At 70.9% G+C, this 26,363-nt stretch carries 24 protein-coding genes and 1 pseudogene; 14 read left to right on the forward strand and 11 right to left on the reverse strand.

What is annotated here, in order from left to right:
• Positions 1-58 precede the first annotated feature (58 nt).
• Positions 59-1,966, forward strand: a pseudogene (locus BM362_RS27040) (primary-amine oxidase); the annotation flags it as partial.
• 14 nt (positions 1,967-1,980) lie between these two features.
• Positions 1,981-2,892 carry a LysR substrate-binding domain-containing protein gene (locus tag BM362_RS27045; protein ID WP_067587424.1) on the forward strand — a complete coding sequence of 304 codons (912 nt, stop codon included), beginning with the start codon at positions 1,981-1,983 and terminating at the stop codon, positions 2,890-2,892.
• A 13-nt stretch (positions 2,893-2,905) separates the two neighbouring features.
• On the opposite strand, the gene BM362_RS27050 is transcribed toward BM362_RS27045, so the two are convergent.
• Positions 2,906-3,499, reverse strand: a complete 594-nt coding sequence (locus tag BM362_RS27050) for a TetR/AcrR family transcriptional regulator (RefSeq protein WP_067587422.1) — start codon at positions 3,497-3,499, stop codon at positions 2,906-2,908.
• Positions 3,500-3,559: 60 nt separating this feature from the next.
• On the opposite strand from BM362_RS27050, the gene BM362_RS27055 reads away from it, so the two are divergent.
• Positions 3,560-4,498 (forward strand): beta-ketoacyl-ACP synthase III, encoded by a 939-nt coding sequence (locus BM362_RS27055; RefSeq protein WP_093575044.1) that lies wholly within the window; start codon positions 3,560-3,562, stop codon positions 4,496-4,498.
• 421 nt (positions 4,499-4,919) lie between these two features.
• Here the strand turns inward: BM362_RS27055 and BM362_RS27060 are convergent, their stop codons facing one another.
• A complete protein-coding gene (locus tag BM362_RS27060; RefSeq protein ID WP_093575045.1) occupies positions 4,920-6,200 on the reverse strand; it encodes a flavin-containing monooxygenase in 1,281 nt (426 codons plus the stop codon).
• A gap of 136 nt (positions 6,201-6,336) precedes the next feature.
• Here BM362_RS27060 and BM362_RS27065 point away from each other — a divergent pair, with 136 nt between their 5' ends.
• From BM362_RS27065 to BM362_RS27090, 6 genes are all read left to right on the forward strand, one after another.
• Positions 6,337-6,849, forward strand: a complete 513-nt coding sequence (locus BM362_RS27065) for a RidA family protein (protein WP_244287299.1) — start codon at positions 6,337-6,339, stop codon at positions 6,847-6,849.
• The gene (locus BM362_RS27070; protein ID WP_067587413.1) at positions 6,846-7,523 is read left to right on the forward strand and encodes a DUF1028 domain-containing protein; all 678 of its coding nucleotides are present in this window, start codon (positions 6,846-6,848) and stop codon (positions 7,521-7,523) included. Before BM362_RS27065 ends, BM362_RS27070 begins: the two co-directional genes overlap by 4 nt.
• Positions 7,523-8,656 (forward strand): M20 family metallopeptidase, encoded by a 1,134-nt coding sequence (locus BM362_RS27075; RefSeq protein ID WP_093575046.1) that lies wholly within the window; start codon positions 7,523-7,525, stop codon positions 8,654-8,656. Before BM362_RS27070 ends, BM362_RS27075 begins: the two co-directional genes overlap by 1 nt.
• Before the next feature lie 25 nt (positions 8,657-8,681).
• Positions 8,682-10,088: an aspartate ammonia-lyase gene (locus BM362_RS27080; RefSeq protein WP_067587407.1), complete on the forward strand. Its 1,407-nt coding sequence runs from the start codon at positions 8,682-8,684 to the stop codon at positions 10,086-10,088.
• A 154-nt stretch (positions 10,089-10,242) separates the two neighbouring features.
• Positions 10,243-11,586 carry an MFS transporter gene (locus BM362_RS27085; RefSeq protein ID WP_093575047.1) on the forward strand — a complete coding sequence of 448 codons (1,344 nt, stop codon included), beginning with the start codon at positions 10,243-10,245 and terminating at the stop codon, positions 11,584-11,586.
• A gap of 30 nt (positions 11,587-11,616) precedes the next feature.
• On the forward strand, positions 11,617-13,098 hold the full coding sequence (locus BM362_RS27090; RefSeq protein ID WP_093575048.1) for an APC family permease: 1,482 nt from the start codon (positions 11,617-11,619) through the stop codon (positions 13,096-13,098).
• Between the two features lie 3 nt (positions 13,099-13,101).
• Here BM362_RS27090 and BM362_RS27095 read toward each other — a convergent pair whose 3' ends face one another.
• Positions 13,102-13,956: an SAM-dependent methyltransferase gene (locus tag BM362_RS27095; protein WP_093575114.1), complete on the reverse strand. Its 855-nt coding sequence runs from the start codon at positions 13,954-13,956 to the stop codon at positions 13,102-13,104.
• A 58-nt stretch (positions 13,957-14,014) separates the two neighbouring features.
• Positions 14,015-14,695 (reverse strand): hypothetical protein, encoded by a 681-nt coding sequence (locus tag BM362_RS27100; protein WP_208865352.1) that lies wholly within the window; start codon positions 14,693-14,695, stop codon positions 14,015-14,017.
• A gap of 143 nt (positions 14,696-14,838) precedes the next feature.
• Here BM362_RS27100 and pip point away from each other — a divergent pair, with 143 nt between their 5' ends.
• Positions 14,839-15,783 carry a prolyl aminopeptidase gene (gene pip / locus BM362_RS27105; RefSeq protein WP_093575050.1) on the forward strand — a complete coding sequence of 315 codons (945 nt, stop codon included), beginning with the start codon at positions 14,839-14,841 and terminating at the stop codon, positions 15,781-15,783.
• On the opposite strand, the gene BM362_RS27110 is transcribed toward pip, so the two are convergent.
• Positions 15,780-16,304 (reverse strand): dihydrofolate reductase family protein, encoded by a 525-nt coding sequence (locus tag BM362_RS27110; protein WP_093575051.1) that lies wholly within the window; start codon positions 16,302-16,304, stop codon positions 15,780-15,782. The genes pip and BM362_RS27110 overlap by 4 nt on opposite strands.
• Before the next feature lie 68 nt (positions 16,305-16,372).
• Between BM362_RS27110 and BM362_RS27115 the strand changes: the two genes are divergently transcribed.
• A complete protein-coding gene (locus tag BM362_RS27115; protein ID WP_093575052.1) occupies positions 16,373-16,927 on the forward strand; it encodes a hypothetical protein in 555 nt (184 codons plus the stop codon).
• Positions 16,928-17,015: 88 nt separating this feature from the next.
• Here the strand turns inward: BM362_RS27115 and BM362_RS27120 are convergent, their stop codons facing one another.
• Genes BM362_RS27120 through BM362_RS27135 form a run of 4 tightly spaced genes read right to left on the reverse strand, consistent with a single transcriptional unit; the run spans position 17,016 to position 22,284 of the window.
• Entirely contained in the window at positions 17,016-18,632 is a 1,617-nt protein-coding gene (locus tag BM362_RS27120; protein WP_093575053.1) for a dipeptide ABC transporter ATP-binding protein, read from the reverse strand.
• Positions 18,633-18,636: 4 nt separating this feature from the next.
• The gene (locus BM362_RS27125; protein WP_093575054.1) at positions 18,637-20,325 is read right to left on the reverse strand and encodes an ABC transporter substrate-binding protein; all 1,689 of its coding nucleotides are present in this window, start codon (positions 20,323-20,325) and stop codon (positions 18,637-18,639) included.
• Positions 20,326-20,344: 19 nt separating this feature from the next.
• Positions 20,345-21,346, reverse strand: coding sequence for an ABC transporter permease (locus BM362_RS27130; protein ID WP_232791815.1), 1,002 nt, complete (start codon positions 21,344-21,346; stop codon positions 20,345-20,347).
• The gene (locus BM362_RS27135; protein WP_067587387.1) at positions 21,343-22,284 is read right to left on the reverse strand and encodes an ABC transporter permease; all 942 of its coding nucleotides are present in this window, start codon (positions 22,282-22,284) and stop codon (positions 21,343-21,345) included. Before BM362_RS27135 ends, BM362_RS27130 begins: the two co-directional genes overlap by 4 nt.
• Before the next feature lie 321 nt (positions 22,285-22,605).
• Here BM362_RS27135 and BM362_RS49325 point away from each other — a divergent pair, with 321 nt between their 5' ends.
• Positions 22,606-23,007 (forward strand): S1 family peptidase, encoded by a 402-nt coding sequence (locus tag BM362_RS49325; protein WP_232791814.1) that lies wholly within the window; start codon positions 22,606-22,608, stop codon positions 23,005-23,007.
• Positions 23,004-23,243, forward strand: coding sequence for a S1 family peptidase (locus BM362_RS49330; protein ID WP_244287300.1), 240 nt, complete (start codon positions 23,004-23,006; stop codon positions 23,241-23,243). Before BM362_RS49325 ends, BM362_RS49330 begins: the two co-directional genes overlap by 4 nt.
• 43 nt (positions 23,244-23,286) lie before the next feature.
• On the opposite strand, the gene BM362_RS27145 is transcribed toward BM362_RS49330, so the two are convergent.
• The gene (locus BM362_RS27145) at positions 23,287-25,566 is read right to left on the reverse strand and encodes an FUSC family protein (RefSeq protein ID WP_107309563.1); all 2,280 of its coding nucleotides are present in this window, start codon (positions 25,564-25,566) and stop codon (positions 23,287-23,289) included.
• Positions 25,567-25,621: 55 nt separating this feature from the next.
• Here BM362_RS27145 and BM362_RS27150 point away from each other — a divergent pair, with 55 nt between their 5' ends.
• Positions 25,622-26,071 carry a MarR family winged helix-turn-helix transcriptional regulator gene (locus BM362_RS27150; protein ID WP_093575056.1) on the forward strand — a complete coding sequence of 150 codons (450 nt, stop codon included), beginning with the start codon at positions 25,622-25,624 and terminating at the stop codon, positions 26,069-26,071.
• Positions 26,072-26,185: 114 nt separating this feature from the next.
• On the opposite strand, the gene BM362_RS47640 is transcribed toward BM362_RS27150, so the two are convergent.
• Positions 26,186-26,353 (reverse strand): hypothetical protein, encoded by a 168-nt coding sequence (locus BM362_RS47640; protein ID WP_167545450.1) that lies wholly within the window; start codon positions 26,351-26,353, stop codon positions 26,186-26,188.
• Between the last annotated feature and the right edge of the window lie 10 nt (positions 26,354-26,363).

Genomic DNA, 26,363 nt, shown 5'->3' on the forward strand with positions numbered 1-26,363 from the left:
CCTTGCCTCCCGGACCGGCAACGCGCATTCTTTGCGCTAGTCCGCAAAGAATGAGGAGACGCGCATGGCCCACCCCCTCTCGCGCCTGACCGAAGACGAGGTCGCCCGCAACCGCGCGCTGCTGGCCGAAGCCGGGATCGCGACCGAGAGCACCCGGTTCGCGCTCGTCTCGCTGCTGGAACCGGCGAAGGCGGCCGTGCTGGCCTGGCAGCCGGGCGATCCGGTGGACCGCCGCGTCCGTTCGCTGCTGCTCGACCGGCGGACCGGGGCGGTGCGCGAAGCGGTCGTGTCGCTGACCGGCGGCGAGGTCGTGGCCGACCGGGCGGTGGACGTCGCGGCCGAGGGGCAGCCGCCGATCCTGCACGAGGAGTTCGACCTGGTCGAGGAGATTCTCTGGAAAGACGAGGCGTGGAACGCGGCGATGCGCCGCCGCGGCGTCGACGAACCCCGTTCGGTCCGGATCTCCGCGCTCAGCGCCGGCTGCTTCGACATCCCCGGCGAAACCGGGCTGCGGCTCGTGCGCTGCCTGGCGTTCCTCCAGCTGAACGAGGACGACAACCTCTGGGCGCACCCGATCGACGGCGTCGTGGCCTACGTCGACCTGATCGCCGGCCGCGTGCACGACCTCATCGACGACGGCCCGGCCGACATCCCGCGCACCGCCTACGACTACCACCTCGACGGGCCGGCCCGCGACACGCAGAAGCCCATCGTGATCACCCAGCCCGAGGGGCCGAGCTTCACCGTCGAGGGCGATGTCGTCACGTGGGAGAAGTGGCGGTTCCGGATCGGCTTCAACCCGGTCGAAGGCCTTACCCTGCACCAAATCGGCTTCCAGGACGGCGATCGGCTGCGTCCGGTCGTCTACCGCGCGTCGGTCGCCGAGATGGTCGTGCCCTATGGCGACCCGAGCCCGGTCCGGTTCTGGCAGAACTACTTCGACGCGGGCGAGTACTCGCTGGGCAAGGAAGCCAACTCGCTGACGCTGGGCTGCGACTGCCTCGGCGAGATCCGCTACTTCGACGCCGTCCTGCACGACGACGACGGACGGCCGCACACCATCACGAACGCGATCTGCATGCACGAGGAAGACGCTGGGGTGCTGTGGAAGCACACTGACCACTACAACGGCAGTGTTTCCACCCGCCGGCAGCGCCGGCTGGTCGTCTCGTTCTTCGTGACGGTCGGCAACTACGACTACGGCTTCTACTGGTACCTCTACCTCGACGGCACGATCGAACTCGAGTGCAAGGCCACCGGCATCGTGTTCGCCTCGGCCTTCCCCGCCGAGGACGACTACCCGTGGGCCACCGAAATCGCCCCCGGCGTCGGCGCGCCGTTCCACCAGCACCTGTTCTCCGCGCGGCTGGACATGATGGTCGACGGCCTCTCGAACGCCGTTGACGAGATCGACGTGCGGCGCGTCCCGATCGGCCCGGACAATCCGCACGGCAACGCCTTCACCCGGAAGAGCACCAGGCTGGCCAAGGAGTCCGAGGCCGCCCGGCTCGCCGACGGCAACCTCGGCCGCACCTGGCGGATCAGCAATCCCGAGTCCCGCAACGCCCTCGGCAAACCGGTCGGCTACACGCTGCATCCGGAAGGCCTGCCGCCGTTGCTGGCCGACGACGCGTCCTCGATCGCCCGCCGCGCCGCCTTCACCCGCAAGCACCTCTGGGTCACCGCGTACGCCGAAGACGAGCGCTTCCCGGCGGGCGAGTACGTCAACCAGAACGACGGGAAAACCGGCATCGACACCTGGATCCGGGCCGACCGCGACCTCGACGGCGCCGACCTCGTCGTGTGGCACACCTTCGGGCTCACCCACTATCCGCGCACCGAGGACTGGCCGATCATGCCCGTCGACCACACCGGGTTCACCCTCAAGCCCAGCGGATTCTTCGACGCCAACCCCGCGCTGGACACGCCCGCGCCGAAACCGCAGCATCCCGGTTGCTGCCGCTGAGGCAGGATGTCGGCATGAGCGAGCCTTCCTTCACCCTCGTGCAGCTGCGCTACTTCGAGGCGGCGGCGCGGCACCTGAGCATGACGGCCGCGTCGAAGGAACTGATGGTTTCGCAGTCGGCCGTTTCGACGGCGATCGCGCAGCTGGAGAAGGAAATGGGCGTGCAGTTCCTGCTGCGCCACCACGCCCGCGGGCTCAGCCTGACCACCGCCGGCGAGGAGTTCTACAAGCGGGTGCTGGATTTCCTGGCACACGGCGCGGAGCTGGTCGAAACCGCGCGGCAATCCGGCACCGACCTGGTCGGCACGCTCACCGTCGGCTGTTTCGCCACGCTCGCGCCGTTCCGCCTGCCGAGCCTGCTGGCCGAGTTCGAAGCCCGGCATCCCCGCGTGCACGTGTCCCTGCGCGAGGGCGAGCACAAGGCGCTCAAGGGCGCGTTGCGAGCGGGCGAGACCGAGCTGGCGATGCTGTACGGCTACGACCTCGACGACGACATCGACCGCGAGGTGGTCGGCACCGCCGCTCCGTACGCCCTCGTCTCCGAGGACCACCGGCTCGCCCGGCGGAAGAGCCGCAAGGTGTCGTTGCACGAGCTGGCGGACGAGCCGATGGTGCTGCTCGACCTGCCGCACAGCCGGGAGTACCTGCAGTCGATCCTGAGCGATGCCGGGGTGGCGCCGCGGGTTCGGCACCGGACGAGCGGGTACGAGACAGTGCGGGCGCTGGTCGCTTCCGGGCACGGGTTCGCGTTGCTCAACCAGCGTCCGCCGGACGACACGACATATGCGGGGGCGAGCGTGGTGCCGCTGACGCTGACCGACGATGTCCCGTCACTGGAGATTGTGCTCGCGACGATGCGCGGGGTTCGGCTTACCCGGCGGGCGCAGGAGTTTCGGGAGCTGTGCCGCGCGCAGTACTCCTCGTGAGAGAAAGCCGGCGTCAGAACAGTCCTTCGAGCGCACGGCGCGCGCGGGCCGAAGCCTGCCGGTCGCCGTGCAGTTGCCGGAAGTGGTTGAGCGCCAGCATGATCGCGACGATCTCGTAGAGCAGCTGGTCGATGTCCGTGTCCGGCGGCAGTTCCCCGAGGCTCACCGCACGCCAGATGTTGACGCGCAGCTCTCGCTGCCAGAACGCGCTCGTCCTGGCGACCGCGTCGCGCACCGGTCCTTCCCGGCCGTCGAACTCGGCCGCCGCCGCGGTGAAGAAGCAGCCGCCGGGCAGCAGGTCGCGTTCCAGGTAGGAGATCCAGGCCTCCCCGGCCGCCCGGAGATAGGGCAGGCCGCGCGGCACGCCGCGGGCGCGTTCGGGCACCTCGCGGACGAACATCTCGGCGGCGGCTTCGATCACGGCCAGTTGCAGGCTCTCCTTGGTGCCGAAATGCCCGAGCACGCCCGCCTTGCTCATCTCCAGCTCGGCGGCGAGCCGCCCGATGGTCAGCCGCTCCAGGCCCTCGGCCGAGGCGATCGCCAGGCCGAGGTCGAGGATGCGACGGCGGGTGAGGCGCGATTCGGCCACGGACTTCCGGGGACTCATGAAGCCACTATAGATTACGAACGATCGGTCGCTATAGTGCGGCTGACCCCAGGAGGAAAGATGCCCGGTTCCCGCATCACCGCGCTCGGCCACCACCAGCCCGCCCGCGTGCTGACCAACGCCGACCTCGAAGACATGGTCGACACGACCGACGAGTGGATCCGCCGCCGCACCGGCATCGCCGCCCGGCACCTCGCGGACGGCTCGGTCGCCGACCTGGCGACCGAAGCCGCGGCGAAGGCGCTGGCCGGGGCCGGTCTCGAACCCGGCGAGATCGGCATGATCGTGGTCGCCACCTGCAGCGCGATCGACCGCTGCCCGTCCATCGCCGCCCAGGTCGCGGGCCGCCTCGGCATCCCGGCCGCGGTCTGTTTCGACCTCAACAACGGCTGCGCCGGCTTCTGCACCGCGCTGGCCACCGCCGACCACGCCGTCCAGGCCGGAGCCGCCCGGCACGCACTGGTCGTCGGCGCGGAGAAGATGTCGGACGTCACCGACTGGACCGACCGCGGCACCTGTGTCCTGCTCGGCGACGGCGCGGGCGCGGCCGTCCTCAGCGCGTCCGGCACGGCGGCAGTCGGCCCGGTCGTGTGGGGCTCCGACCCGACGCGCAGGCATCTGGTCCGGCTCGTGGACGAATGGCGGCCCGCGTTCGCCCAGGACGGCCAGTCGGTGTTCCGCTGGGCCGTCCAGGAACTCCCGGCTGTCGCGGCGGAAGCCTGCGCTCGCGCGGGCATCGCGACCACCGACCTCGCCGGAGTTGTCACCCACCAGGCCAACCTGCGCATCGTCGAGGCGCTGACCGACCGGCTCGACCTGCGCGCGGACGTGGCGATCGGCCGGGACGTGGTCGATTCGGGCAACACGTCGGCGGCGTCCGTCCCGCTCGCACTGTCCAAAATGGTCGCTCGCGGCGAGCTGCCGCCGGGCGAGCCGGTGCTGCTCTTCGCCTTCGGCGGCGGGCTCTCCTGGGCCGGGCAGGTCGTGACCTGCCCGTGAACGACCTGGTCTGCCCGCACGCCGCCAGCGGCCCGGGATCCGCTGCGCCCGGACTGACCGACCTCGGGTTCCGGCTGCACACTCCGGGCCTATCCGCCGACGGCGTTCCAGGACGACGTCCTGCGCTCGCTGGACGGGCTCGGGCGGTGCACGCTCGCCGGGCATTCGCTCGGCGCTTTCGGCGCGTCCATGGTGGCCGCCGCGTGACGCCGGCGACCGGCCGCCGTCACGACGCCGGACCGCCTTGCGCGCGCCTCCGCACTCCTCAGCCCGAGTGGCGGACCGGCCTCTCGTCGATCCGCGCCCCGACGCTGATCCTCGCGGGCGAGCCGCGGAGCCACCTCGGCCAATCCCGGTACGCCTTGCTGGAACAGGCGTTACCGGATGCGAAAACGGTGACGGTGAGCGTCGGGCACCGGATTCATTCCCGGGCGCCGGAACGCTGGCTGTCCGGGGTCTCGGACTGGCTCTGATACCCGCGCTGGATCGCGACATGGTCGGCCACGAACTTCGCGTCGTGCCACACGCCCCAGATGAAGCTCGACCCGCGCCGCGCCAGCCACGGCAGGCCGATGAAGTACACGCCCGGCTCGACCGACACCCCGCGCCGGTGCTTGGGGCGTCCGTTCTCGTCGAACGCGTCGACCTGCAGCCAGCTGTAGTCGACCGCGAACCCGGTCGCCCAGACGATCGAGGACACCCCGGCCGCGGCCAGATCCAGTTCCAGCACCGGATCGGTGACACACGCCGGGTCCGGTCCCAGTTCGCGGGCGGACGGTTCCTCGGGCAGGTCGAGCCCGTTGCGAGCCACATAGGCGTCGGCTTCGTCAAGCAGGGCAAGGTAATTCTCGTCGCCCGCCGTGATGTTCTTCGCCAGGTCGGTCGCGAAGCTGAGCTTGCCGCCGACGTACGCGCCGGTCATGCCGACGAGCGTGATGCCGAGTCCGGCCAGCGCGCGGAAGTCCACGGTGTGCCCGCCGCGCGCGCCGCTCACCGCGATGGTCACGTGTTCCGCTCCGGCGGGCGGCGTCTCGGCGTCCCACTTGCCCAGAACGCCGAGCCACCAGCAAAAGTCGCGGTCGCGATAGCTGCGCGGCGGCCGGTCGTGCGGGCCGACGGACAGGTACACCTCGCGTCCGGCCCGGCGCAGTTCCTCCGCGATCTGCACGCCCGACGAACCCGCGCCGACCACCAGCACCGCCCCTTCGGGAAGCTGCCCGGGGTTCCGGTAGCCGCTGGAGTGCAACTGCACCGGACCGGCGCCGGCGGGCACGATCGGCGGGATCACCGGGCGCTGGAACGGGCCCGTCGCGGCGATGACGAACCGGGCGTCGAGGTCGCCGTCCGAGGTTTCGACGCGGAATCCGGGCCTGCCCTCGTGCCGCCGGACGGACGTGACCTCGACCCCGGTGCGGACCGGCGCGGCGATTTTCCCGGCGTAGGCCTCGAAATAATTCGCTACCTGGTCCTTCGACGCGAATTCGCCGGGAGCGACGTCGGGGAATTCCAGGCCGGGGAACCGGTCGTGCCACGCCGGGCCGTTCGCGACGAGCGAGTCCCACCGCTGCGAGCGCCAGCGTTCGGCGATCCGGTTCCGTTCCAGGACGAGGTGCGGCACGCCGCACTCGCTCAGGTGCTCGCTCATCGCCAGGCCGGCCTGTCCCCCGCCCACGACGAGGGCCTCCACCTGTTCGCTCGACATCCCAGACCTCCGCTCCGGCTTCGGCGCGGTTCAGCGCCGTCTCCCCGGATCCTCACGGCCCGCACTGCCCGTGTCCAACAGATGTTTCCGGCGCTCAAGATCTGATTTACCGATGCATAGTGCATCATCAGAACAGATGCATTGGTACAGAAAGATCTACTGGACAGAACATTGGACGCGCGGTCAGGCTGAGGCGTCCGACGACCGCCGCACGGAAGGCCACGCAGTGACTGTCCACCGTCGCATCCGCCCGTTCAACACGCGGGACACCTACCCGGAGCAGAACCTCGACAACGACCTGTGCCAGGCCGTCGTCGCCAACGGCACGGTCTACGTCCGCGGCCAGATCGGGCAGGACCTCGACACGAGCGAATCGGTCGGGATCGGCGACGTCGCCGCGCAGGCCGAGCAGGCGATGGCGAACATCACGATGCTGCTCGAAGAAGCGGGCAGCCGGATGGAACACCTCGTCAAGCTCACGATCTACCTGGTCGACCCGCGCTACCGCGAGGCCGTTTACCGCACCGTCGGGCGCTGGACCAAGGGCGTGCACCCGATCTCGACCGGCGTGGTCGTGTCCGCGCTCGCCCGGCCGGAATGGCTGTGCGAGATCGACGCCGTCGCGGTGATCCCGGAGGAGGAGAAGTGACCTTTTCGATCGTCGCCCGCGCCACGTCCGGCGGAACCGTCCGGTTCGGCGTCGCGGCCAGTTCGTCCAGTCCGGCGGTCGTCGCCCGCGTCGCGCACCTGCGTCCCGGCCTCGGCGCGGCGGCTTCGCAGAACATCACCGACCCGCGGCTCGGCGGACGGGTGCTGGACCGGCTCGCCGAACACGGGGATCCGGAGAAGGCGCTGGCCGAGGTCACGTCGGCGGCGGAGCACATCGAGTACCGGCAGCTGACCGTGCTCGGGCCGGCCGGGCCCGGTTTCGCTTACAGCGGCTCGAAAACCCTCGGCACGCACGCGTCGGCGACGGGCGACGGCGTGGTCGTGGCGGGCAACATGCTGGCCGGCGACCACATTCCGCGGTCCATGGCGGACGCGTTCGCCGACGCGACCGGCGAGCTGGAACAACGCCTCGTCGCGGCGATGCGGGCCGGGCTCGCAGCAGGCGGCGAGGAAGGCCCGGTGCGCTCGGCCGGGCTCGTCGTGGTGTCCGCGGCGGACTGGCCGGTCACGGATCTGCGCGTGGACTGGGCGGACGAGCCGATCGAGCAGCTCGCCGGACTCCTCGACGTCTGGCTGCCCCAGCGCGACGACTACGTCACCCGCGGCCTGAATCCCGCGGCCGCACCGTCCTACGGCGTGCCGGGAGACGAGTGATGCCCGCGAGCAAAGCGGCCGCCCGCGCCGCGGTCGAACGGCACGCCGAGGGGCTGATCCAGCTGTCCGAGCGGCTGCACGCCGACCCGGAAACGGCGTGGGAAGAGCATCGCGCGGCCGCCGCGGTGCCGGAGCTGCTCGACCGGACCGGGTTCGCGGTCACGTCGAAGTACCTCGGTCTCGACACCGCGTTCCACGCGAGCTTCGGCTCCGGGCCGAGGCGGATCGCGCTGTGCGCCGAGTACGACGCTCTGCCCGGCCTCGGCCACGCCTGCGGGCACAACCTCATCGCGGCCGGTTCCGTCGGCGCCGCGCTGGGGCTCGCCGAGGTCGCCGACGATCTCGGGATCACCGTCGAGGTCTACGGCACTCCAGCCGAGGAGGGCGGCGGCGGGAAGATCGAGTTGCTGGAACGCGGCGCTTTCGCGGGGGTGGACCTCGCGATGATGGTGCACCCGGCGCCGGTGGACGTCGCCGAAGCGCGGCCGTTCGCCGTCAGTCACTCGAAGATCTCCTATACCGGCAAGTCCGCGCACGCCGCGGCTTATCCCGAAGCCGGGGTGAACGCGGCCGACGCGTTCACCGTCGCCCAGGTCGCGATCGGCCTTCTGCGGCAGCAACTTCCGGCCTCGGCGCGCGTGCACGGGATCGTGACGCACGCCGGCGACGCCCCCAACGCGATCCCCGAGCACGCGTCCGGCCGGTGGTATGTGCGGGCCGAGACGCTGGCGGAACTGTCCGAATTGGAGCCGCGCGTCATGCGGGCGTTCGAGGCCGGGGCGCTGGCCACTGGCTGCGAGCTGGGCGTCGAACCGGAGAGCAAGCCCTACGCCGAATTCCGCGCCGACGAACCGGCTTTGGCCACCTATCGCGCCAACGCCCTCGAACTCGGCCGTGAGTTCGCGCCGGACGGCACGGCGTCGCGGATGAACCGCGCCTCCACCGACATGGGCAACGTCTCGCAGGTCGTGCCCGCGATTCACCCCTACATCGGCGTCGGGTCGCTGCCCGCGATCAACCACCAGCGCGAATTCGCCGCGCACTGCGTCGGCGGCACCGCCGAACGAGCCCTGCTCGATGGTGCGATTGCGCTGGCGTGGACCGGCATGGACCACACCGCCCGAACCCTCTGAACCTCCTGCCCCGGGAAGGACACCGATGTCCAGCACCCGCTCCGAGCACGACATGCTCGGCGAAATCAGCGTGCCCGGCGACGTCTACTACGGCGCGCACACCGCCCGTGCGCTGGTCAACTTCCCCCTCACCGGCGAAACCCTCGCCGACCGGCCGCACCTCGTCGCCGCGCTGGCCACCGTCAAGGAGGCGGCCGCGCGCGCCAACGCGGAGGTCGGCGCCCTCTCCCCGGAGCGAGCCACGGCGATCGGGCAGGCGTGCGCGGAGCTTCGCAACGGCCGGTTGCGCGACCAGTTCGTCGTCGACCTCATCCAGGGCGGGGCCGGGACCTCGACGAACATGAACGCCAACGAGGTCATCGCCAACCGCGCCCTGGAGGTGCTCGGCCACGCCCGCGGCGCGTACGCCGAACTGCATCCGCTCGACCACGTCAACCTCGGCCAGAGCACCAACGACGTCTACCCCACCGCGGTCAAACTCGCCCTCGACCGGCATCTCGCCGAACTGCTGGCCGCGCTCGCCGGACTGCGGGAAGCGTTCGCGGACAAGGCGATCGAGTTCGCCGACATCCTCAAGATGGGCCGCACCCAGCTGCAGGACGCCGTCCCGATGACGCTCGGCCAGGAATTCGGCGCGTTCGCCGCCACGCTCGGCGAGGACGAACAGCGGCTCGCCGAAGCCCGGTTGCTGCTGCACGAGCTGAACCTCGGCGGCACGGCGATCGGCACCGGCCTCAACGCGCGTCCCGGCTACCGCGAGCGGGCAGTCGCGCACTTGCGCGAACTCACCGGCATCACCACGCTCGTCTCCGCGCCCGACCTGATCGAGGCGACCCAGGACGTCGGCGTGTTCGTCCAGCTGTCCGGTGTGCTGAAACGCGTGGCGGTCAAATTGTCGAAGATCTGCAACGATCTCCGGCTGCTCTCGTCCGGACCGCAGGCCGGGTTCGGGGAGATCGAGCTGCCCGCCCGGCAGGCCGGGTCCTCGATCATGCCGGGCAAGCTCAACCCGGTCGTCCCGGAGGCGGTCAACCAGATCGCCTTCGAGATCATCGGCCACGACGTCACGATCACCCTCGCCGCCGAGGGCGGGCAGCTGCAGCTCAACGCCTTCGAACCGATCATCGCGCGAGCGTTGACCGCCGGTCTCGACCATCTCACCGCCGGCGCCCGGGTGCTCGCCGAACAGTGCGTACGCGGCATCACCGCGCGCCGAGAGCACCTCGCTGGCATCGTCGCCGCCTCGACCGGCCTGGTCACGGCGCTGAGTCCGGCGCTCGGCTACGAGACCGCGAGCGCGCTCGCCCTGGAAGCGCACCAAACCGGCCGCCCCGCACTGGAACTGGTGCGGGAACGGCAGCTGCTGACCGACGACCAGATCGGCGTGCTGCTCACCCCGCAGGCCCTCACCGGCGGGCCGGCCCGCACGTGAACGCTGTGTTTCGCGGCCGTCAGACCGTCGTATCGGCACAGCTCAGCGCCTCTGCATAAGCCGAACAGATGCATTGCTTTGCTTATTACTTCTTGTTAGATGCCGTGGGCCGCTCTTAGCGTCCTCCCGGAGAACCGGTCCAAGGAGGCCACTCATGACCGCACCCGACGCCTCTCCGGCGCCCGACCTCGCCGAACAGAGCGCCGATCCCGCGACGCTGCGCCGCAGCGTCGCCGCCGGTGCCGTCGGCGTCTTCGTGCACTGGTTCGACTGGGCCGCCTACGCCTACCTCGCCGGCACCATCGCGTCGGTGTTCTTCCCGGCGGGGAACTCGACCGCGGGTCTGCTCGCGGTGTTCGGCGTCTTCGCGGTGTCGTTCGGGATCCGGCCGGTCGGCGCGCTGATCTTCGGCCCGCTGGGCGACAAGATCGGCCGCAAGCGCACGCTGTCGGTGGTCATCTTCGTGATGTCCGGGGCCACGCTCGTGATCGGCCTGCTGCCGGGCTACTCCACGATCGGCATCGCGGCCCCGATCCTGCTGGTGCTGCTGCGTTTGCTCCAGGGGCTCGCGGCGGGCGGCGAATTCGGCAGCGCGGCGAGCTTCCTCGCCGAGTACGCGCCGCGGCGGCGCCGCGGGTTCGGCGTCAGCTGGCTGGAAGTCGGTTCGCTGCTGGGCTTCCTCGCCGGTTCGTTCGTGTTCCTGCTCTTGTCGATCGGCCTGACGAACGCGCAGCTGGCCTCGTGGGGCTGGCGCGTCCCGTTCCTGATCGCCGCGCCGCTGGGCATCATCGGGTTCGTCATCCGCAGCAAGATCGAGGACACGCCCGAGTACCGCGCCCTCGAAGCGACCGACAACGTTCCCCGCAGCCCGGTCCGGGAACTGTTCCGCCACAACAAGAAGCAGCTGCTGCAAGCGGCCGGGCTGATGACCATGATGCACGTGCCGTTCTACGCCGTGCTCACGTACCTGGTCACCTACGAAACCGACTACCTCGGCCATTCGGCCGGCAGCGCGGCGGCACTGTCCACCGTGATCTCGCTCGTCGGGCTGGTCCTCGTGCCCTTCTTCGGCCGTCTTTCCGACCGCGTCGGCAGGCGGCCGGTCCTGATCGCCGCGGGCGTCTCGCTGTTCGTTCTCGCCGTCCCGGCGTACCTGGTGATGCGCACCGGGCTGGTCGGCACCTGGATCGGCGGCCTCGCGCTCGGCGCCATCCTGGCGGCGATCCTCGGCACTTACGCGGTGTGGTCCGCGGAGATCTTCCCGACCCGCACCCGGCAAAGCGGACTGTCCATCGCGTACAACATCACCGCCGCGCTGTTCGCCGGCACCGTGCCGTACCTGATGACTGTCCTGATTTCCGCGACCGGCAGCACGCTCGTGCCCGGCCCGTATCTGATGGTCGCGGCGGCCGTCGGTCTGATCGCCGCGTTCTCGCTGCACGAGACCGCCGGAACTCCGTTGCTGCACAAGGAAGACCTGGAGAACACCGAAGCCTGACCCCCCTCGATTCACCAAAGGCGGTGAAGCGTGTCCGAACCCACCTTCGTCAACAGCGAATCAGAAAACCTGCGCCGGAACCTGCGCCGGATCGACTCGATCTTCCTCGCGATCGCGGCCATCATCTCGGTGGACACCATCGGCCAGATCGCGACCTCGGGGGCGGAGGCGGTCACCTGGACCGCCGTGCTCCTCGTGCTGTTCCTGTTCCCGTACGGGCTGGTCATGGCCGAACTGGGCAGCGCGTTCCCGGCGGAGGGCGGGCCCTTCGTCTGGCTGCGGCTCGCGTTCGGGAAACTGCCCGCCGCGCTCGGCACACTGCTGTACTGGATCACCAACCCGGTGTGGCTGGGCGGATCGATCACTTTCCTCGCGGCCGCGACCTGGCAGCAGTACCTCGTTCCGGCCTCGCCGGGCGGGTTCGCGGACTACGCGTTCAAGCTCGTTTTCATCTGGCTGGCGATCCTCGGCGCGGTGGTGAGCCTGCGGTACGGCAAGTGGTTCATCGCCGCCGGGGCGCTGCTGAAGGTCGGGCTGGTGGTGCTTTTCGCCGTGACCGCGGCGATCTACGCCGCGCGCAACGGCGCGCACGGCTCGCTGGCCTTCTCGCCGACCATCGGCGGATTCCTCGCGGTCGTCCCGGTTCTGATGTTCGCCCTCGTCGGCTTCGAGGCGCCCAACGGCGCCGCGGAGGAGATGCACAACCCGCGGCGTGATGTCCCGGTCACGGTCGGCGTTTCCGGTTTGGTGTCGGCGTTGTGCTATCTGGTGCCGGTTTTCGGCATCGTGCTGGTGATGCCGCCGGACAAGATCAACGGGCTCGGCGGGTTCCTCGACGCCGTGCGCCAGGTGTTCTCCGTCTACGGCGGCGCTTCGGACGCGATGCTGACGCTCGCCGCCGTCGTGTTCGTTTTCGTTCTGCTGAACCAGGGCTGCTCGTGGATGATCGCCTCGGACCGCATCCAGGCGATGGCTGCTGTCGGCGGCGCCTTCCCGCGCTGGTTCGGGGCTTTTCATCCGAAGCTGAACACTCCGTTGCGGGTCAATCTGCTCTCCGGCGTGGTCGCGACCGCGTTCACGGTGGTGGCGACGATCGTGCAGAGCAGTTCGGCTTCGGCGGTGTTCGCGGTGGTGCTGAACATCGCGGTGAGCACGTTGCTGCTGTCGTATCTGCTGATCTTCCCGACGATCCTGGTGCTGCGGCGGAAATACCCGTCGGCCGAGCGCCCGTTCCGGGTGCCGGGCGGACGGGCCGGGCTGTGGGTCAGCTCGGTGCTGATCTACGCGTGGATCCTGCTGGGCGCCTGGCAGACGGTGGTGCCCGGAGTGCTGGACCGGGCGCTCGGCGTGCCGTACGACTTCGAGGCGACCTGGGGAGTGTCGCGGCTGACCTTCGAGCTGTTCACCGCCGGGACGTTGGCGGTGCTGATCGGGTTCGGGATCGCCGGGTACCTCGTCGCCCGCCGGCAACCCGCGCCGGTCACGGAAGTCCCGCAACCGGCCGCGACCTAGCCCTCAGACCTTCCGCCCCACCACGCCCGCCACGCATCGAGCCGCGTCGCTCAGCGGCTTCAGCCTCGGACCGTCCTGCCACCACTCGTCCGCGACCGACAAGCCGGGACCGTCCGTCCGGCTCGGCGGCAGCAGTTCCAGGCCGGGCAGCATCGCCTCGATCTCCGCGCGCGTCCGGAACCGCCCGGCGCCCAACGGCCCGGCCACCAGGATCTCCTCGATCCGCTTCGCGACCGCGGTCAGCTCCGGCACCTCGGGGTCGTAGAAATGCGCCATGGCGACATAGGAACCGGGCGCGAGGGCGTCGATGTACTCGCGCATCACCTCGACCGCGCCCTCGCCCTCGTAGTGGTGCATCGTGCCGATGTGCAGGAGCGCGACCGGCTCCGAGAAGTCGATGCACTCGCGCACCGTTTCGTGTCGCAGCACGGCCCGCGGTTCGAAGATGTCGGCCTCGACCATGTGCGTGAAGTCGTTGTCCTCCAGCAGCGCGCGGCCGTGCGCGAGCACCACCGGGTCGTTGTCGACGTAGACCACGTGCGCGTCGCGGTGGTAGCGCTGCACGATCTGGTGGGTGTTCTCGGCAGTCGGCAGGCCGGAACCGCAGTCGAGGAACTGGCGGATGTCGGTCTGGCCCGCCAGCATGCGCAGCGCGCGGTTGTGGAAACCGCGGTTGCCGCGGGCGATGTGCACTGCCTCGGGGACGGCCGTGCTGATCTTCTCCATCACCGCGCGGTCCACCTCGTAGTGGTGGCTCCCGCCGAGGAACCCGTCGTAGATCCGCGCGATGCTCGGGCGGGCCGGGTCCACCCCCACTGGCACCTGGCTGGGCGACAGCGGGGACGACGAGCCGGTCATGGACACCTCGCGGAGCAGTCGGGCGGCTGTGGCCCGCTCAGGGTAGTACCGCGGCCGCTCAGCCGTGCCAGCGGCGCGGCCGGTCGCCGTTGTCATTGTCGTCGCCGCCCCATTGCTCCAGGTACGAGCTGACCGCCGAGCGGAACGCGTCCTCCATCGGGTCGTGGGGCTGGTTCCGGCCGTCCTGCTGCGGGTTCTGCGTCGGCTGGACGCGCGGCGGCGGCGCGGTCGTCGCGGGACGGCTGCTGGCCCGGATGACTGTGTCCCGGACCTGGTCGCTCGCCGGGGCCGGGGACGCGCTGAGCGTGCTCACCGCGGGCGGCGCGGACGAGGTGGTGCGGACAGGAGCGGGCGGCGGTTGCACCGGCTGCGGACCTGTCCCGCCGGACGCCGACGGCCACAACGCCCACGAGCCGAGCCCCGCGCACACTACGACCGCGGCACCGGCGAAGAGGCCGTAGCGCGGCTTTCGCCGGCTGGGCGGCGCGGTCTCGGCGGCCGGCGCGGGCGGATCGGCGACCGGCACCGGGCCGCGTTTGGCGAGCTGTTCGGCCGGGGAGCCGGTCGAAACGTCGAGGACCCCGCCGAACGCCGAGGTCGGTTCGTCGGCGCGGTCGGCCCGGCGGCGCACCAGCGGCGGGGGTTCGCTGCCGTCGATCCGGGGCATCGGCGCCGTCTCGGACAGCCGCACGAGATTCGCGACCGACTCGAGGTCGCTGCCGGACTCCGGGTTCCCCATCCAGACCTCCACCCCGCCGGGGCCGCGCGTCCGCGGCGCTTCCGGCGCGCCAGATCCTAGGGACCCCCGGTCCGCGCTGTAAACCCGTCCCGGGCGTGATCCAGTACGCTCGACGGGTTTCCGGCCCGGGGAGGAGGCCCGCGATGCGGCCGTTTTCGGTCGAACCCGACACGACCGGCCTGCTCGACGCCGGCGACGGACAGCAGATCTACTGGGACGCCAGCGGCTCCGGCAAGCCGGTGCTGTGCGTGCACGGCGGCCCCGGCGGAGGCGGCGGCAGCTTCGGCCGGAGCGGATTCGACCCGGAGAAGTTCCGCGTCGTGGTGTTCGACCAGCGCGGCTGCGGACGGAGCAGGCCGGGCGTCGCGGACCCGGCGGTGAGCCTGGAGCACCAGACCACCGGGCAGCTGATCGCCGACATGGAGAAGCTGCGCGTCCATCTCGGCGTCGAAAACTGGCTGCTCTACGGCGGTTCCTGGGGCGCGACGCTCGCGCTGGCCTACGCGCAGCGGCATCCGGAACGGGTCAGCGGCATCGTGCTGGTCGCCGCCTTCACCTCGTCGCCGGACGAGGTCGACTGGCTCTACCGCGGCCTCCGGCGGCTGCTGCCCGCGCAATGGGAAGCGTTCCGGGCGGGCGCGCCCGACCCGGACGGAGACCTCCTCGCCGGGTACTCGCGGCTGCTCGCCAGCCCGGACCGCGCGGTGCGGCTCCGCGCCGCCCGCGATTGGTGCGCCTGGGAAGACGCGGTGATCTCGCACGAATGGACCGGCGGGCGAACCGGCCAGTTCAGCGCGGGCACCGACGACGAGCTGATCACGCTCGCCCGCCTCTGCGCGCACTACTACAGCCACCACGCCTGGCTTGAGGACGATCAGCTGCTGCGCGACATCCGCCTGCTGCACGGCATTCCGGCGGTGCTGATCCACGGACGCGCCGACCTGAGCGCGCCGCTGCGGAAGGCGTGGCAGCTCGCCCAGGCCTGGCCGGACGCCGAACTGGTCGTGATCGACGACGCGGGGCACACCGGGAGCCCGTCGATGGGGACGGCGGTGCTGGAGGCGATCGCCCGGTTCGAGGATCGCTAGCGCAGCACGCGGTAGCGCAGGCTCGTTCCCCGCTGCTCCAGCAACTCCAGCCGCACCGGCGGGCCGGGCCGCTCGAACAGCCGCACCCCGCCGCCGAGCAGCACCGGCATCACGATCACCTCGACCTCGTCCAGCAGGCCGGCCTCCACGCAAGCCCGGCCGACCGAAGCGCCCAGCACGTTCACCGTCTTCTCCCCCGCCGCCGCCCGGGCCGCTTCGACGCCTTCCTCCAGCGAGGAGCGAAACGCCACCCCGGGCGCCGCTGGCGGAGCGGGCTGGCGGGTCAGCACTACCTGCGGCCCGTCCCAACCGCCGCCGAAAGCCTTGCCTTCGCCCTCGGTGCCGCGGTACGGGTCATCGCCGGAGAACGTCCGGCGGCCGACCAGCAGCGCGCCGACCTCGGCGGCCAGGTCGTCCGCCGAGGTGTCTCCGGTGTAGGGCGCGAGCCATCCCATGTCCCCGCCGGGCCCGGCGATGAACCCGTCCAGCGACATCGCGGCGGAGTACAGCAGCTTTCCCATGTCAGCCCCTTCGGATCGCCTGACACACCCGCACGAACGGCTGGCCGCCAGCGAAGACAATCGGTCCCATGACCGTATACGCGATCGGTGGCAGCTCCAGCGTCGGCAAGACGACCGTCGTCGAGTACCTCGCAGCCAGACACGACATCGCCGACGTGATCCACGTCGACGACCTGCGCACCCACGACGTCACAACACATCCGGCGCACAGCTGGCTTCATTCCGACGCCGAACTCCTGGGCACGTTGCTGGCCTCGACCGCTCGAGTGCAATTTGCCCTGGCCGCCCAGCTCGACCGGCTCGGCAAGCGCCGCGATCATGTCATCGTCGAAGGGGAAGGCGTACAGCCGGACCTCATGCATCGATACCCGCACCTCGACTGCCGCGTCGTCTACCTGATCGAATCAGAAGAACGCGTGCTGCTGACGACCTTGGCGACCAGGCCGGGCAACCGGCGCTTCCTCGCGCTGGGCCCGCGCGAACAACGCGGAGTGGTGCGGATGAACTATCTGTACGGACAGTGGTTGCGCGCCGAGGCAGAGCGCTACCGGCAGCCTTGGCTAGCCAGCCAGCCCTGGACCACGCTGGGGCACCGGGTCGAAGAATGCCTGCTCGGATCCTGAATACCCCGCGCGGACGACGCCTCAGCATGTCGGCTCGGCTGCGCGAGCCTGCCAAGTACCGACTCCCGGAAGGGCGGAAACTCATCGGTCAGCCGGACAGCGCGCGCCAAGCCTCCCGGCGTTCCCGCTGCCGTTCCGGGTCCGCCACCGGAGCCGCGGCGACCAGCCGCCGCGTGTAGTCCTCCCGCGGCGACCCCAGCACCGACGCCACCGGGCCCTCCTCGACCACCCGGCCGTGATGCAGCACCGCGACCCGGTCCGCGACCCGTTCCACCACCGCCAGGTCGTGGCTGATGAACAGGCAGGCGAAGGCCAGTTCCCGCTGCAAGTCCGCCAGCAGGTCCAGCACCGAGGCCTGCACCGAGACGTCCAGCGCGCTCGTCGGCTCGTCCGCGATCAGCAGCCGCGGCCGCAGCGCCAGCGCCCGCGCGATCCCGACCCGCTGCCGCTGCCCGCCGGACAGTTCGTGCGGGTACCGGCCGCTCCAGCGGGGATCCAAGCGGACGGCGGCGAGCAGTTCCGCGACCCGCTCCCGGTGCTCGCCGCGTTCGCCGTGCACCACCAAGGGCTCGGCGATGCTCGCGCCGATCGTCGCGCGCGGGTTGAGGGCCGAGGCCGGGTTCTGGAACACGATCCCGATCTGCCGCCGGATTTCCCGCCGCTGCCGGGCCGATGCCCGCGCGACGTCCACGCCGTCGATCCGCACGGTGCCCGCCGAGGGAGCGACCAAGCCGGTCAGCACGGACGAGATCGTGCTCTTGCCCGAACCGGATTCGCCGACGAGACCGAGCACCTCGTCCGTCCCGACGGTCAGGGACACGCGGTCGACCGCGCGCACTGGCGGAGCCCCGCCGCCGACCCGGTAGGTCACCTCCAGATCCGTCACCGAAACCAGCGGAGCCGACGTCGGCCGGACCGCACCGGCCGGAGCGGAACCCAGTGACAGCACCGAATCCAGCAGCTCCCGCGTGTAGCCGGCCCGCGGCGAAGCGAACAACCCGGCCGCCGTGTTCTGCTCGACCACCTGGCCCTCCCGCAGCACCACCACGCGATCCGCGACGTCCGCGACCACGCCCATGTCGTGGGTCACCAGCAGGATCGCCGTGCCGAGCCGGTCCCGCAGCGACCGCAGCAGCTGCAGGATCCCGGCTTGCACGGTGACGTCCAGCGCGGTGGTCGGCTCGTCCGCGACCAGCAGCTTCGGGTCGTGGATCAGCGCGATCGCGATGACCACCCGCTGCAGCTGCCCGCCGGACAGCTCGTGCGGGTAGGCGCGCAGCACGCGCCGCGCGTCCAGTTCCACGAGCTCCAGCAGTTCCCGGGCTCGTTCCCGCGCCGCGGCCCGGGACACCGTGCGATGCGCCCGGACCGCGTCCACGAGCTGCGTGCCGATCCGGAACACCGGGTTCAGCGCGCTCATCGGCTCCTGGAACACCATGCCGATCTCGCCGCCGCGCACCGCGCGCAGCGCCGGACCGTCCACTGTGTACAGATCGCGGCCGTCGAGCACCGCGGAGCCGGTCACCGTCGCGGTGTCCGGCAGCAGGCCGAGCAGCGACAGCGCGGTGACCGACTTGCCGGACCCGGATTCCCCGACGAGGGCGACGACCTCGCCGGGGCTCACCTCGAAGCTCACCGCGTGCACGGCGGCCGTGTCGCCGAACCGGATCGAGACGTCGTGCAGGGAAAGCAGCTGCTCGGACACGGGATTACTTCGCCAGGCCCATCTGGAGGTAGTTCGGGTACGCGGGGAACGCGCCGATCGCGAAATTGCCGACCTTCGCGCCGTGCAGGAACGAGTTGCGCGTGTAGATCAGCGGGACCACCGGCGAGTCCCGCATGATCCGCTGGTCCGCCTTGGCCCACAGCTTCCCGGCCGCGGCCGGGTCGACCGTGCCCTGCGCCTCGGTGATCAGCGCGTCCACCTCGGGCACCGAGTAGCGCGCCTCGTTGTACCCGCCGTTGCCGATCTCCGACGTGCCGAACAGCGGCTCGATGTTGGCGTTGGCGCTCGGGAAGTCCGGCTGCCACGAACCGAGCGTGAGGTCGTAGTCGCCGTCGTTGCCGGTGACCAGCGTCGTCCACGCCTCGTCGTCGAGCGGGCGCAGCTTCGTGCGGATCCCCGCCCGCTGCAGCGCGGCCTGGATCGCCTGCGCCTTGTCCGCCTCGTTGTTCGCCGTCGACACCGGGAAGTCCAGGTTGTCGATGCCGTTCGGGAAACCCGCTTCGGCGAGCAGCTGCTTCGCCTTCGCGACGTCGCCGTTCGGCGGGGCCGGGTAGAGGTCGTACACCTCGCGCCCGGCGATGCCCTCGGTGATCAGCGTTGTCGCGATCGGGCCCGCCAGATCCGCGCTGCCCGCGGCGGCGACCTGGTAGGCGGTCTTGTCCACCGCGTACTGGAACGCCTGGCGCACCTGGGGATTCGCCAGCGGCCCGCGCTTGGTGTTCAGTGCGAGATAGGCCAGCGCGCCGGACTTCGACGTGACGAGCTGGTTCTTCGCCGCCGGGTTCGTGCGGATCTGCGCCAGCTGCGCCGGGTTCACGAACGACGAGCCGAACGCGAACGCGTCGTTGCCCTGGCTGGCCAGCAGCCGCTTCGCGACGACGCCGGTGTCCTGGCCCATCTGGATCACGACCGCGTCCGGCAGGCCGGTGCGCGCGAGGTCGGTCTTGGCGTCCCAGTTCGGGTTGCGGACGAACTTGACCTGCACGCCCTTCTGGTACGACTCGACCTGGTACGGGCCGGACGCGACCGGCTTCGTGTCGTAGGTCCCGTCGGTGCCCTTGCCCTTCGGCACCGGGGCGAACGCCGGCATGCTCGCGATCCACGGCCAGTCGCCGTACGGGCGGGCCAGCCGGAACACGATCGTCTTCGGGTCCGGTGTCTCGATCGACGCCAGTTCGCCGCCCTTGAACGGGCCCTGGTAGCCGGGTCCGCCGGCGAGCAGGTTCTTGTGGTAACCCAGTCCGCCGGAGAACGCCGGGTCGAACGACCGCTCGATGCCGTATTTGATCTCGGCGCTGGTGATCGGCGTGCCGTCGGCCATCTTCAGGCCGTCCTTGAGCGTGTAGGTCCAGGTCTTGCCGTCCGCGCTGGCCCGGCCGGTGTCGGTGGCGAGGTCCGGGACCACGGTCGCCGGGCCGTCCGCGGCGGTCTTCCACGCGGTGAGCCGGCGGTGGATCAGGCTGATCGTGGTGATCGCCAGGTTCTGGCTCTTCGCCGGGTCGAGGTGCTGGGTCGTGGTGTCGCTGAGGATGTACAGCGTCCCGCCCGGCGAAACCGCGACCGCTCCCCCGCCGCCGGACTGCTCGTTCGCGTTGCACGCGGCGAGGAACGCCCCTGCCCCGGTGACCGTGGCGGTGATGCCGAGCGCCTTCAGGAAGTCCCTGCGATCCATGGTTTTTCCGTTCCCTTTCTCAAGAACCGAGCCGAGCGCGGGGGTCGAGGACCCCGTAGAGCACGTCCACCGCGAAGTTCGCGAGGACGACGAAGAAGGCGGCGAACAGGCTGACGCCCATCAGCACCGGCAGGTCCACCTGGTGCACGGCGTCGACGAGCAGCCCGCCGAGACCGGGCAGCGCGAACACCCGCTCGGTGATCACCGCGCCGCCGAGCAGCGCGCCGAGATCGACCGCGAACACCGTCACCACCGGCAGCAACACGTTGCGCAGCGCGTATTTCCCGATGACTGTCCGCTCCGGCAGGCCGACCGCCCGCGCGGTGCGGATGAAGTCCTCGCCCAGGATTTCGAGCATCTGCCCGCGCGAGAGCCGGGCGTAGACCGCGGCGTTGATGAACGCCAGCACCAGCCACGGGAGCACGAGGTGCCACGCCCAGTCGAGCGGGCTTTGCGCGAACGCCACGTAACCGCTCACCGGAACGACGTCGAGGGTGAAGCCGAACAGCAGGATTCCCAGCAGTCCCACCAGATACGCGGGCGCGGACACTCCGGCGAGCGTCACCGTCATCGCGGCGCGGTCGGCGAACTTGCCGCGGCGCAGCGCGGAGAACACCCCGGTCGCGACCCCGGCGATCAGCCAGATCACCGACGCGCCGACGGCCAGCGAGACGGTGATCGGCAGCCGGTCCCCGATCAGCGTCAGCACCGGTTCGCTCTGCTGGAACGAGTAGCCGAAGCAGGGCGCGGAGCAGACGATCGCCGTCACGCCGGTACCGAACGTGCGGCCGGTGAAGATGCCGCCGAGGAAGTCGAAGTACTGCTGGATCCACGGCTTGTCGAAGCCCATGAACTCCCGTGCCAGCGCCAGGTTCTCCGGCGTGCACGGCTTGCCGCAGGACATGTACGCCGGGTCGGTGGGCAGCAGGTAGAACACCGCGAAGGTGCCGAAGCTGACCACGAGCAGCACACCGAGCATGCCCAGCAGGCGGATGCCCACGAAACGCAGGGTGCGGTTCACCGGCGCACCGCCGTCTTCGGGTCGAGCGCGTCGCGCAGCCCGTCGCCGAGCATGTTGAACGCGAGCGTCGCGAGGAACAGCGCGGCGCCGGGGAAAATGAGGAACATCGGATCGGTCTGCACCCAGTTGATCGCGTCGCTGATGGAACGGCCCCAGCTCGGCGTGGGCGGCGGGATGCCGACGCCGAGGAACGACAGCGCGGCTTCCAGCCCGATGTTGGCCGGGATGCTCACCGTCGCCAGCACGATGATCGGCGCCCACAGGTTCGGCAGCAGCTCGCGCCGGAACACGTGCACGCCGCCCGCGCCGAGCGCCCGGGCCGCCTTGACGAAGTCGCGATTGCGCAGGCTCAGCGTCTGCGCGCGGACCACCCTGGCCACGCGCGGCCAGCCGAACAGTCCGATCACCGCGATCAGCAGCAGCGGGCGCGGGATCGACTGCGGGGCGACCGCGCCGAGCGCGATCATGAAGATCAGCTGCGGGAACCCGAGCAGCACGTCGGTCACCCGGCTCACCACGGTGTCCCACCAGCCGCCGAGGTACCCGGCGCTCGCCCCGAGCAGCACGCCCAGCAGCATCGACACCGCGGTCGCGGCGAGCCCGATCAGGAACGACGTGCGCGCGCCGTACGCGACGACCGCGAAGAGGTCCCGGCCGGTGAGCGGTTCGACGCCGAACCAGTGGCTGCCGCTGATGCCGCCGAGGAATCCCGCGCCGGTGCCGTCGGCCGGATTGAGCAGTTCGGTGTGGTAGGCGTAGGGATCCTGGCCTTCGATCAGGGCGAGCAGAGGAGCCGCGAGAGCGGTGATGATCACCAGCACGATGACGACCGCGCTGGCTTGCGCCCAGCGGTCGTGCCGCAGCGCGCGCCAGAGGTTCCGGGAGGCCGGAGCGGCCGCCGGGACACCGGCGCCGCCCGGCGACAGGATGTCGGACAACGGTTCCCTATGCAGATCAGCGTTACTTGATGACGTGACAGTAAAGAACCCGAAGGAAATTCACCACGACGGCGGCGCCCGTCCCGGATCGTGAGACGCCGCCGAGGTCGCGACTCCTCGGGCATTCGGCTTGTTCACCCAGGTCACCCGCGATCCGGCGGCCCAGCTCAGTCTGCCGTGCGGACAGCTGCCCGGCCGGCGTTGTCGTCACCCGTTCGGACGCAGTCCCGGGACGGTCGGCTGACCCGGACTGTGCCGCGGCCCGGCCGGCTCTGGACTGGCCGCACGGAACCAGTCTCATGTGGACGGAAGGACCTGCCGATGTCTCGCAGCTCGCGCAAGCTGGCCGGAGTGCTGATTTCCGCGGCCGCGGCCGCCCTGCCGGTCAGCCCTCCCGCCTCGGCGGCCGGCGCGGCGGTGAACGGCGGCGACGCGATGTACACCGTCTCGCCGGGACCCGGACGCGAGCCGTACTACTGCTCTGCGGGATTCGCGGTTCTCGTCAAGCAGGTCCGGTACCTCCGCACCGCGGGGCACTGCACCGAACACGGGCTCGACTGGAAAGCCGTCGGCCGCAACGTCGACAGCCGCTTCCCGGTGACCGATTACGGCCGCGTCGAGGATCCGGGCACAGCCGGGTCGATCTGTACGACGGCAGCACTCAGCGGATCCTGCGCGCGGGCGCCCCGCGAGTGGGACAGCTGGTGTGCAAGAGCGGCATGACCACGAAGAAGACGTGCGGAAAGGTCCTGGGCCTCAACCAGACCGTGAACTTCGGCGACGGCAAGCAGGTCGTCGGGACCATCGCTACGGATATCCCGGTCGGGGCCGGCGACAGCGGCGGCCCGTTGTTCTGCGCCGGGGTCGGGTACGGAGTGCTCTCCGGCGGGAACGACCAGGTCAGCTTCTTCCAGCCGTTGCCGCCGGCGCTCGCCGCCTGCGGAGCGACACTCGCCTGAGCGCGCTGCCCGAGGGGGGGGAGACCGCTCGGCACGCTGTGCCTCACCCGCTCGGAGTCTCCCCCGGGATCCCCGCCCGGACCTGCCGGTACAGCCGCGGCACCGTCGGGTTGGGCAGCGCCGGCAGCCGCCGCGGGCCGGCCGATCCGGTCGCGGCCAGATCGCACAAGACGTGGTAAAGGTGGCTCAGCGCCCGCAGAGCCGGGTCTTTCGCCCGTTCTCCGGCGGCAGCGGGGGTATACGCGAACAAGGCCACGTCGGCGCGCGCCAGCGGGCCCTCCGCGGCTGGCCGGCCCGTGCCGGGCGGAGCCGCGGTCAATTCCTCGACCGCCTCGGCGAGGGCGGTGCACGCCGCCACCGGGCCTTCCGGATGCCGGGTGCACGAACCAGGCATCCGCATCGCGACCGCGAGCGCCCTGCCGTGCGTGGTCAGCGCGGCGTAAAGCGACAACCGGTGCCGCAACCGGGGCGAGGTCGTGCCGCCGAGGACCGGGCGGGTGAGCGGTCGCGCGACCAGCGCGAGCTGGTACAGCCGGTGGTCGAGGTCGCGGGCGAGCGCGTCGAAGTCCGCGGGCGGGCCGGGGTGCCGCTCAAGCCGGGCCGCGGCGGCGGTCAGCACCTCGTGCAGCGCGCCGAGGAGGTTGTTCCGCACCGTGCGCACAGTGTCCCGAGTGGACAGCGGGGTGACGAGCAGCGCGACCAGCAGGCCGACCGCCGCGCCGATCGCGGTTTCCTCCAGCCGCAGCAGAAGCAGACCGGGCGAGAACTCGTGCAGCACGCTGTAGAGCTGGCCGACCATGATCGTCACGAAGAAGATCATGTACGCGTACGACAACCGGATCAGGTAGAAGCCGAGGAACATGCTCGCGCAGATGGTCGCCAGCACGGCCGCGGTGCTGCCCGCGGTCAGCGCCGCCAGGCCGATCGACGCGGCGAGGCCGACGAACGTGCCGACCACCCGGTTGAAGCCCTTGAGGAAGGTTTCGGTTCGGGTGGCGGTGCCGGTGAACATGACGAACGCGGCCAGCACCGCCCAGTAGTAGCGGGCGTCGGACAACTGCTTGCCGGCCAGGATCGCCAGCGCGCCGGCGAGCGCGCCCTGCACCGCCTGCCTGCTCACGAAGTCGAGGCGGGACAACGGGTTCCACCGGGCGTGCCGGGCCGGGACCTCGCCCGCGGCGGCCGCCGAACCCGGCAGCGCGCCGAAGACCAGGCCCACCGCCGGTTCGAAATCGTCGACGGGTTCGGCCCCGGCCGCGCCGGGCCGCCGGGCCCGTTCGAGCACCGGGGCCAGTTCGAGCGCGGCCGCCGCGAAGTGCCGCGCGGGCCACCACCCGCCTGCCGTGCCGCCCGCACCCTCGGCCAGCGCGGCCAGCCGGTAGGCGACCTGCGACGCACCCCGGTCGTCGTGCCGGGCCAGCCGGTCGGACACCTCCGCGGCCAGCACGGCCAGCCCGGAACCGCTGTCGACGAGCGCGCACGCGGAGGTCGCCAGCTGGTCGAGCAGATGGTGCGCGTCGACCATCGCGCGCCGGAGCGCGGCCGCCGAGAAGCCTTCCGGCACCGCGCCGGGCTGTGCCGACCACGCCTCGATCATCAGCGCCGCTTCGGCGATCCGCGCCTGCCGCCGCTGAACTCGCCGCCGGAGCCGCACGTCCTGATGCGGATCCGGGCTGCTCAGCAGATCCGCGCAGGACCGGGCGAGCGCTCGGCCTCGTGCGTCGAACGCGCGCACCACTTGGCCGAGCGTGCGTTCCGGGCTGGTGCGCAACACCGTCAGCGACAGCAGCAGCACCCACACCGATGCCACCACGACGGCGAGCAGCAGCGCGGGCAGCGTCTCGACGGTCGCGTGCAGGAAGGACGCGAAGAAGTAGCCCATCCAGGCCATGAAGCCGTAGAAAAAGAAAACCGGCCCGAAACGGCGGACGAAAACCGCGAGGAACATCACCACGACGAAGACGACGAGCATCAGGTCCGGATGCGCGCCGACCGCCGCTCCCGGCACCATGCCGGCTCCGAAGGCGACCGGGAAGAACACCGCGGTCTTCACCTTCGTCCAGGCCGGCGAGTCGCCGAGGGCCATCGACCCCATCATCGCGACCACCGCGCCGAGCAGCATCCCGACCAGCGCGCCCTTCGGGTCCGCGCCGGTGAAATGCGCCAGCAGGTACTCCACGCCGAGCGCGGTGCCCATCGACACGGTCGCCCCGAGCGCCGAGCGCAACCGGCTCAGCCCCGGATCCGAGGCGGCCACCCGGTCCCGGATCTCCGTTCCCCTGGGCAGCATCCACCCCGCCTTCCCGTCCTCCTGCGCGATCACCGGTATGATACCGATATTTCCGCGACGCCTCTTCGGCTCATCGGAGGACCCGGGCATGGAACAGCCCAGCGAACCGCTCGACGTGCTGGAACGCGCCACCGCGGTGCTGGTGCGGAATTTCGAGATGCTGCGCCGCCGCACCGACGTCTACGCCGAACTGGACCAGGCCGAGTACCTGATCCTGCGCACGCTCGACGAGCTCGGCCCGGCCGACATCGGCACCCTGGCCGGCGCGCTGGGCCTCGACCCGTCCACCGCCGGACGGCAGGTCTCGGCCATGCTCCGGAAGGAACTGGCCGAGCGCAGCCCGGCCGGCGACGACCGCAGACGCTGCGTCATCACCCCGACCGGGCACGGCCGCGAACTCATGCACCGCACCCGTACCCGGCGGCGATCCTCGGTCGCGGAACTGCTGAACGACTGGTCGCCTGACGAGGTACAAGCCTTCGCCGGCCTGCTGACCCGGTACAACAGCGCAGTCACGCGCCGTTACCTCGGCGACTGACGCCGTCGGCGGCGAGGTCGAACCGAAATCGGTTCTCGCCGCGCCCGCGGCCGTCCGGCGCGCCGCCGTTGGAGAGGATCACCCGCCGCGAGGGTTCGTTGTCCGCGGCCCAGGTCAGCAGGACGCGGTCGAGGCTCCGGCATTCCGCGAGCCCGGCCGCCAGCGTCCGCGTGCCGCCACGGAGGCACCCGCTTCGGCGAGTTCGGCGGTGAGTTCGGGCCGGACGACCAGCGCGCCCGGGGAGTACTCGCCGGAGACGTACCAGAAGACCGTGGACGGCACTCCCCACCGC

Origin of the sequence: Amycolatopsis rubida, from assembly GCF_900115345.1 — a bacterium.
In the GTDB taxonomy this organism is placed as follows: domain Bacteria; phylum Actinomycetota; class Actinomycetes; order Mycobacteriales; family Pseudonocardiaceae; genus Amycolatopsis; species Amycolatopsis rubida.

What these genes read in the sequence shown, in the direction of transcription:
- BM362_RS27045 (WP_067587424.1), top strand. Translation starts at nt 1,981, where the DNA reads ATGAGCGAGCCTTCCTTCACCCTCGTGCAGCTGCGCTACTTCGAGGCG.
- BM362_RS27050 (WP_067587422.1), bottom strand. Translation starts at nt 3,499, where the DNA reads ATGAGTCCCCGGAAGTCCGTGGCCGAATCGCGCCTCACCCGCCGTCGC.
- BM362_RS27055 (WP_093575044.1), top strand. Translation starts at nt 3,560, where the DNA reads ATGCCCGGTTCCCGCATCACCGCGCTCGGCCACCACCAGCCCGCCCGC.
- BM362_RS27060 (WP_093575045.1), bottom strand. Translation starts at nt 6,200, where the DNA reads ATGTCGAGCGAACAGGTGGAGGCCCTCGTCGTGGGCGGGGGACAGGCC.
- BM362_RS27065 (WP_244287299.1), top strand. Translation starts at nt 6,337, where the DNA reads ATGCATTGGTACAGAAAGATCTACTGGACAGAACATTGGACGCGCGGT.
- BM362_RS27075 (WP_093575046.1), top strand. Translation starts at nt 7,523, where the DNA reads ATGCCCGCGAGCAAAGCGGCCGCCCGCGCCGCGGTCGAACGGCACGCC.
- BM362_RS27080 (WP_067587407.1), top strand. Translation starts at nt 8,682, where the DNA reads ATGTCCAGCACCCGCTCCGAGCACGACATGCTCGGCGAAATCAGCGTG.
- BM362_RS27085 (WP_093575047.1), top strand. Translation starts at nt 10,243, where the DNA reads ATGACCGCACCCGACGCCTCTCCGGCGCCCGACCTCGCCGAACAGAGC.
- BM362_RS27095 (WP_093575114.1), bottom strand. Translation starts at nt 13,956, where the DNA reads ATGACCGGCTCGTCGTCCCCGCTGTCGCCCAGCCAGGTGCCAGTGGGG.
- BM362_RS27100 (WP_208865352.1), bottom strand. Translation starts at nt 14,695, where the DNA reads ATGGGGAACCCGGAGTCCGGCAGCGACCTCGAGTCGGTCGCGAATCTC.
- pip (WP_093575050.1), top strand. Translation starts at nt 14,839, where the DNA reads ATGCGGCCGTTTTCGGTCGAACCCGACACGACCGGCCTGCTCGACGCC.
- BM362_RS27110 (WP_093575051.1), bottom strand. Translation starts at nt 16,304, where the DNA reads ATGGGAAAGCTGCTGTACTCCGCCGCGATGTCGCTGGACGGGTTCATC.
- BM362_RS27115 (WP_093575052.1), top strand. Translation starts at nt 16,373, where the DNA reads ATGACCGTATACGCGATCGGTGGCAGCTCCAGCGTCGGCAAGACGACC.
- BM362_RS27125 (WP_093575054.1), bottom strand. Translation starts at nt 20,325, where the DNA reads ATGGATCGCAGGGACTTCCTGAAGGCGCTCGGCATCACCGCCACGGTC.
- BM362_RS49325 (WP_232791814.1), top strand. Translation starts at nt 22,606, where the DNA reads ATGTCTCGCAGCTCGCGCAAGCTGGCCGGAGTGCTGATTTCCGCGGCC.
- BM362_RS49330 (WP_244287300.1), top strand. Translation starts at nt 23,004, where the DNA reads ATGACCACGAAGAAGACGTGCGGAAAGGTCCTGGGCCTCAACCAGACC.
- BM362_RS27150 (WP_093575056.1), top strand. Translation starts at nt 25,622, where the DNA reads ATGGAACAGCCCAGCGAACCGCTCGACGTGCTGGAACGCGCCACCGCG.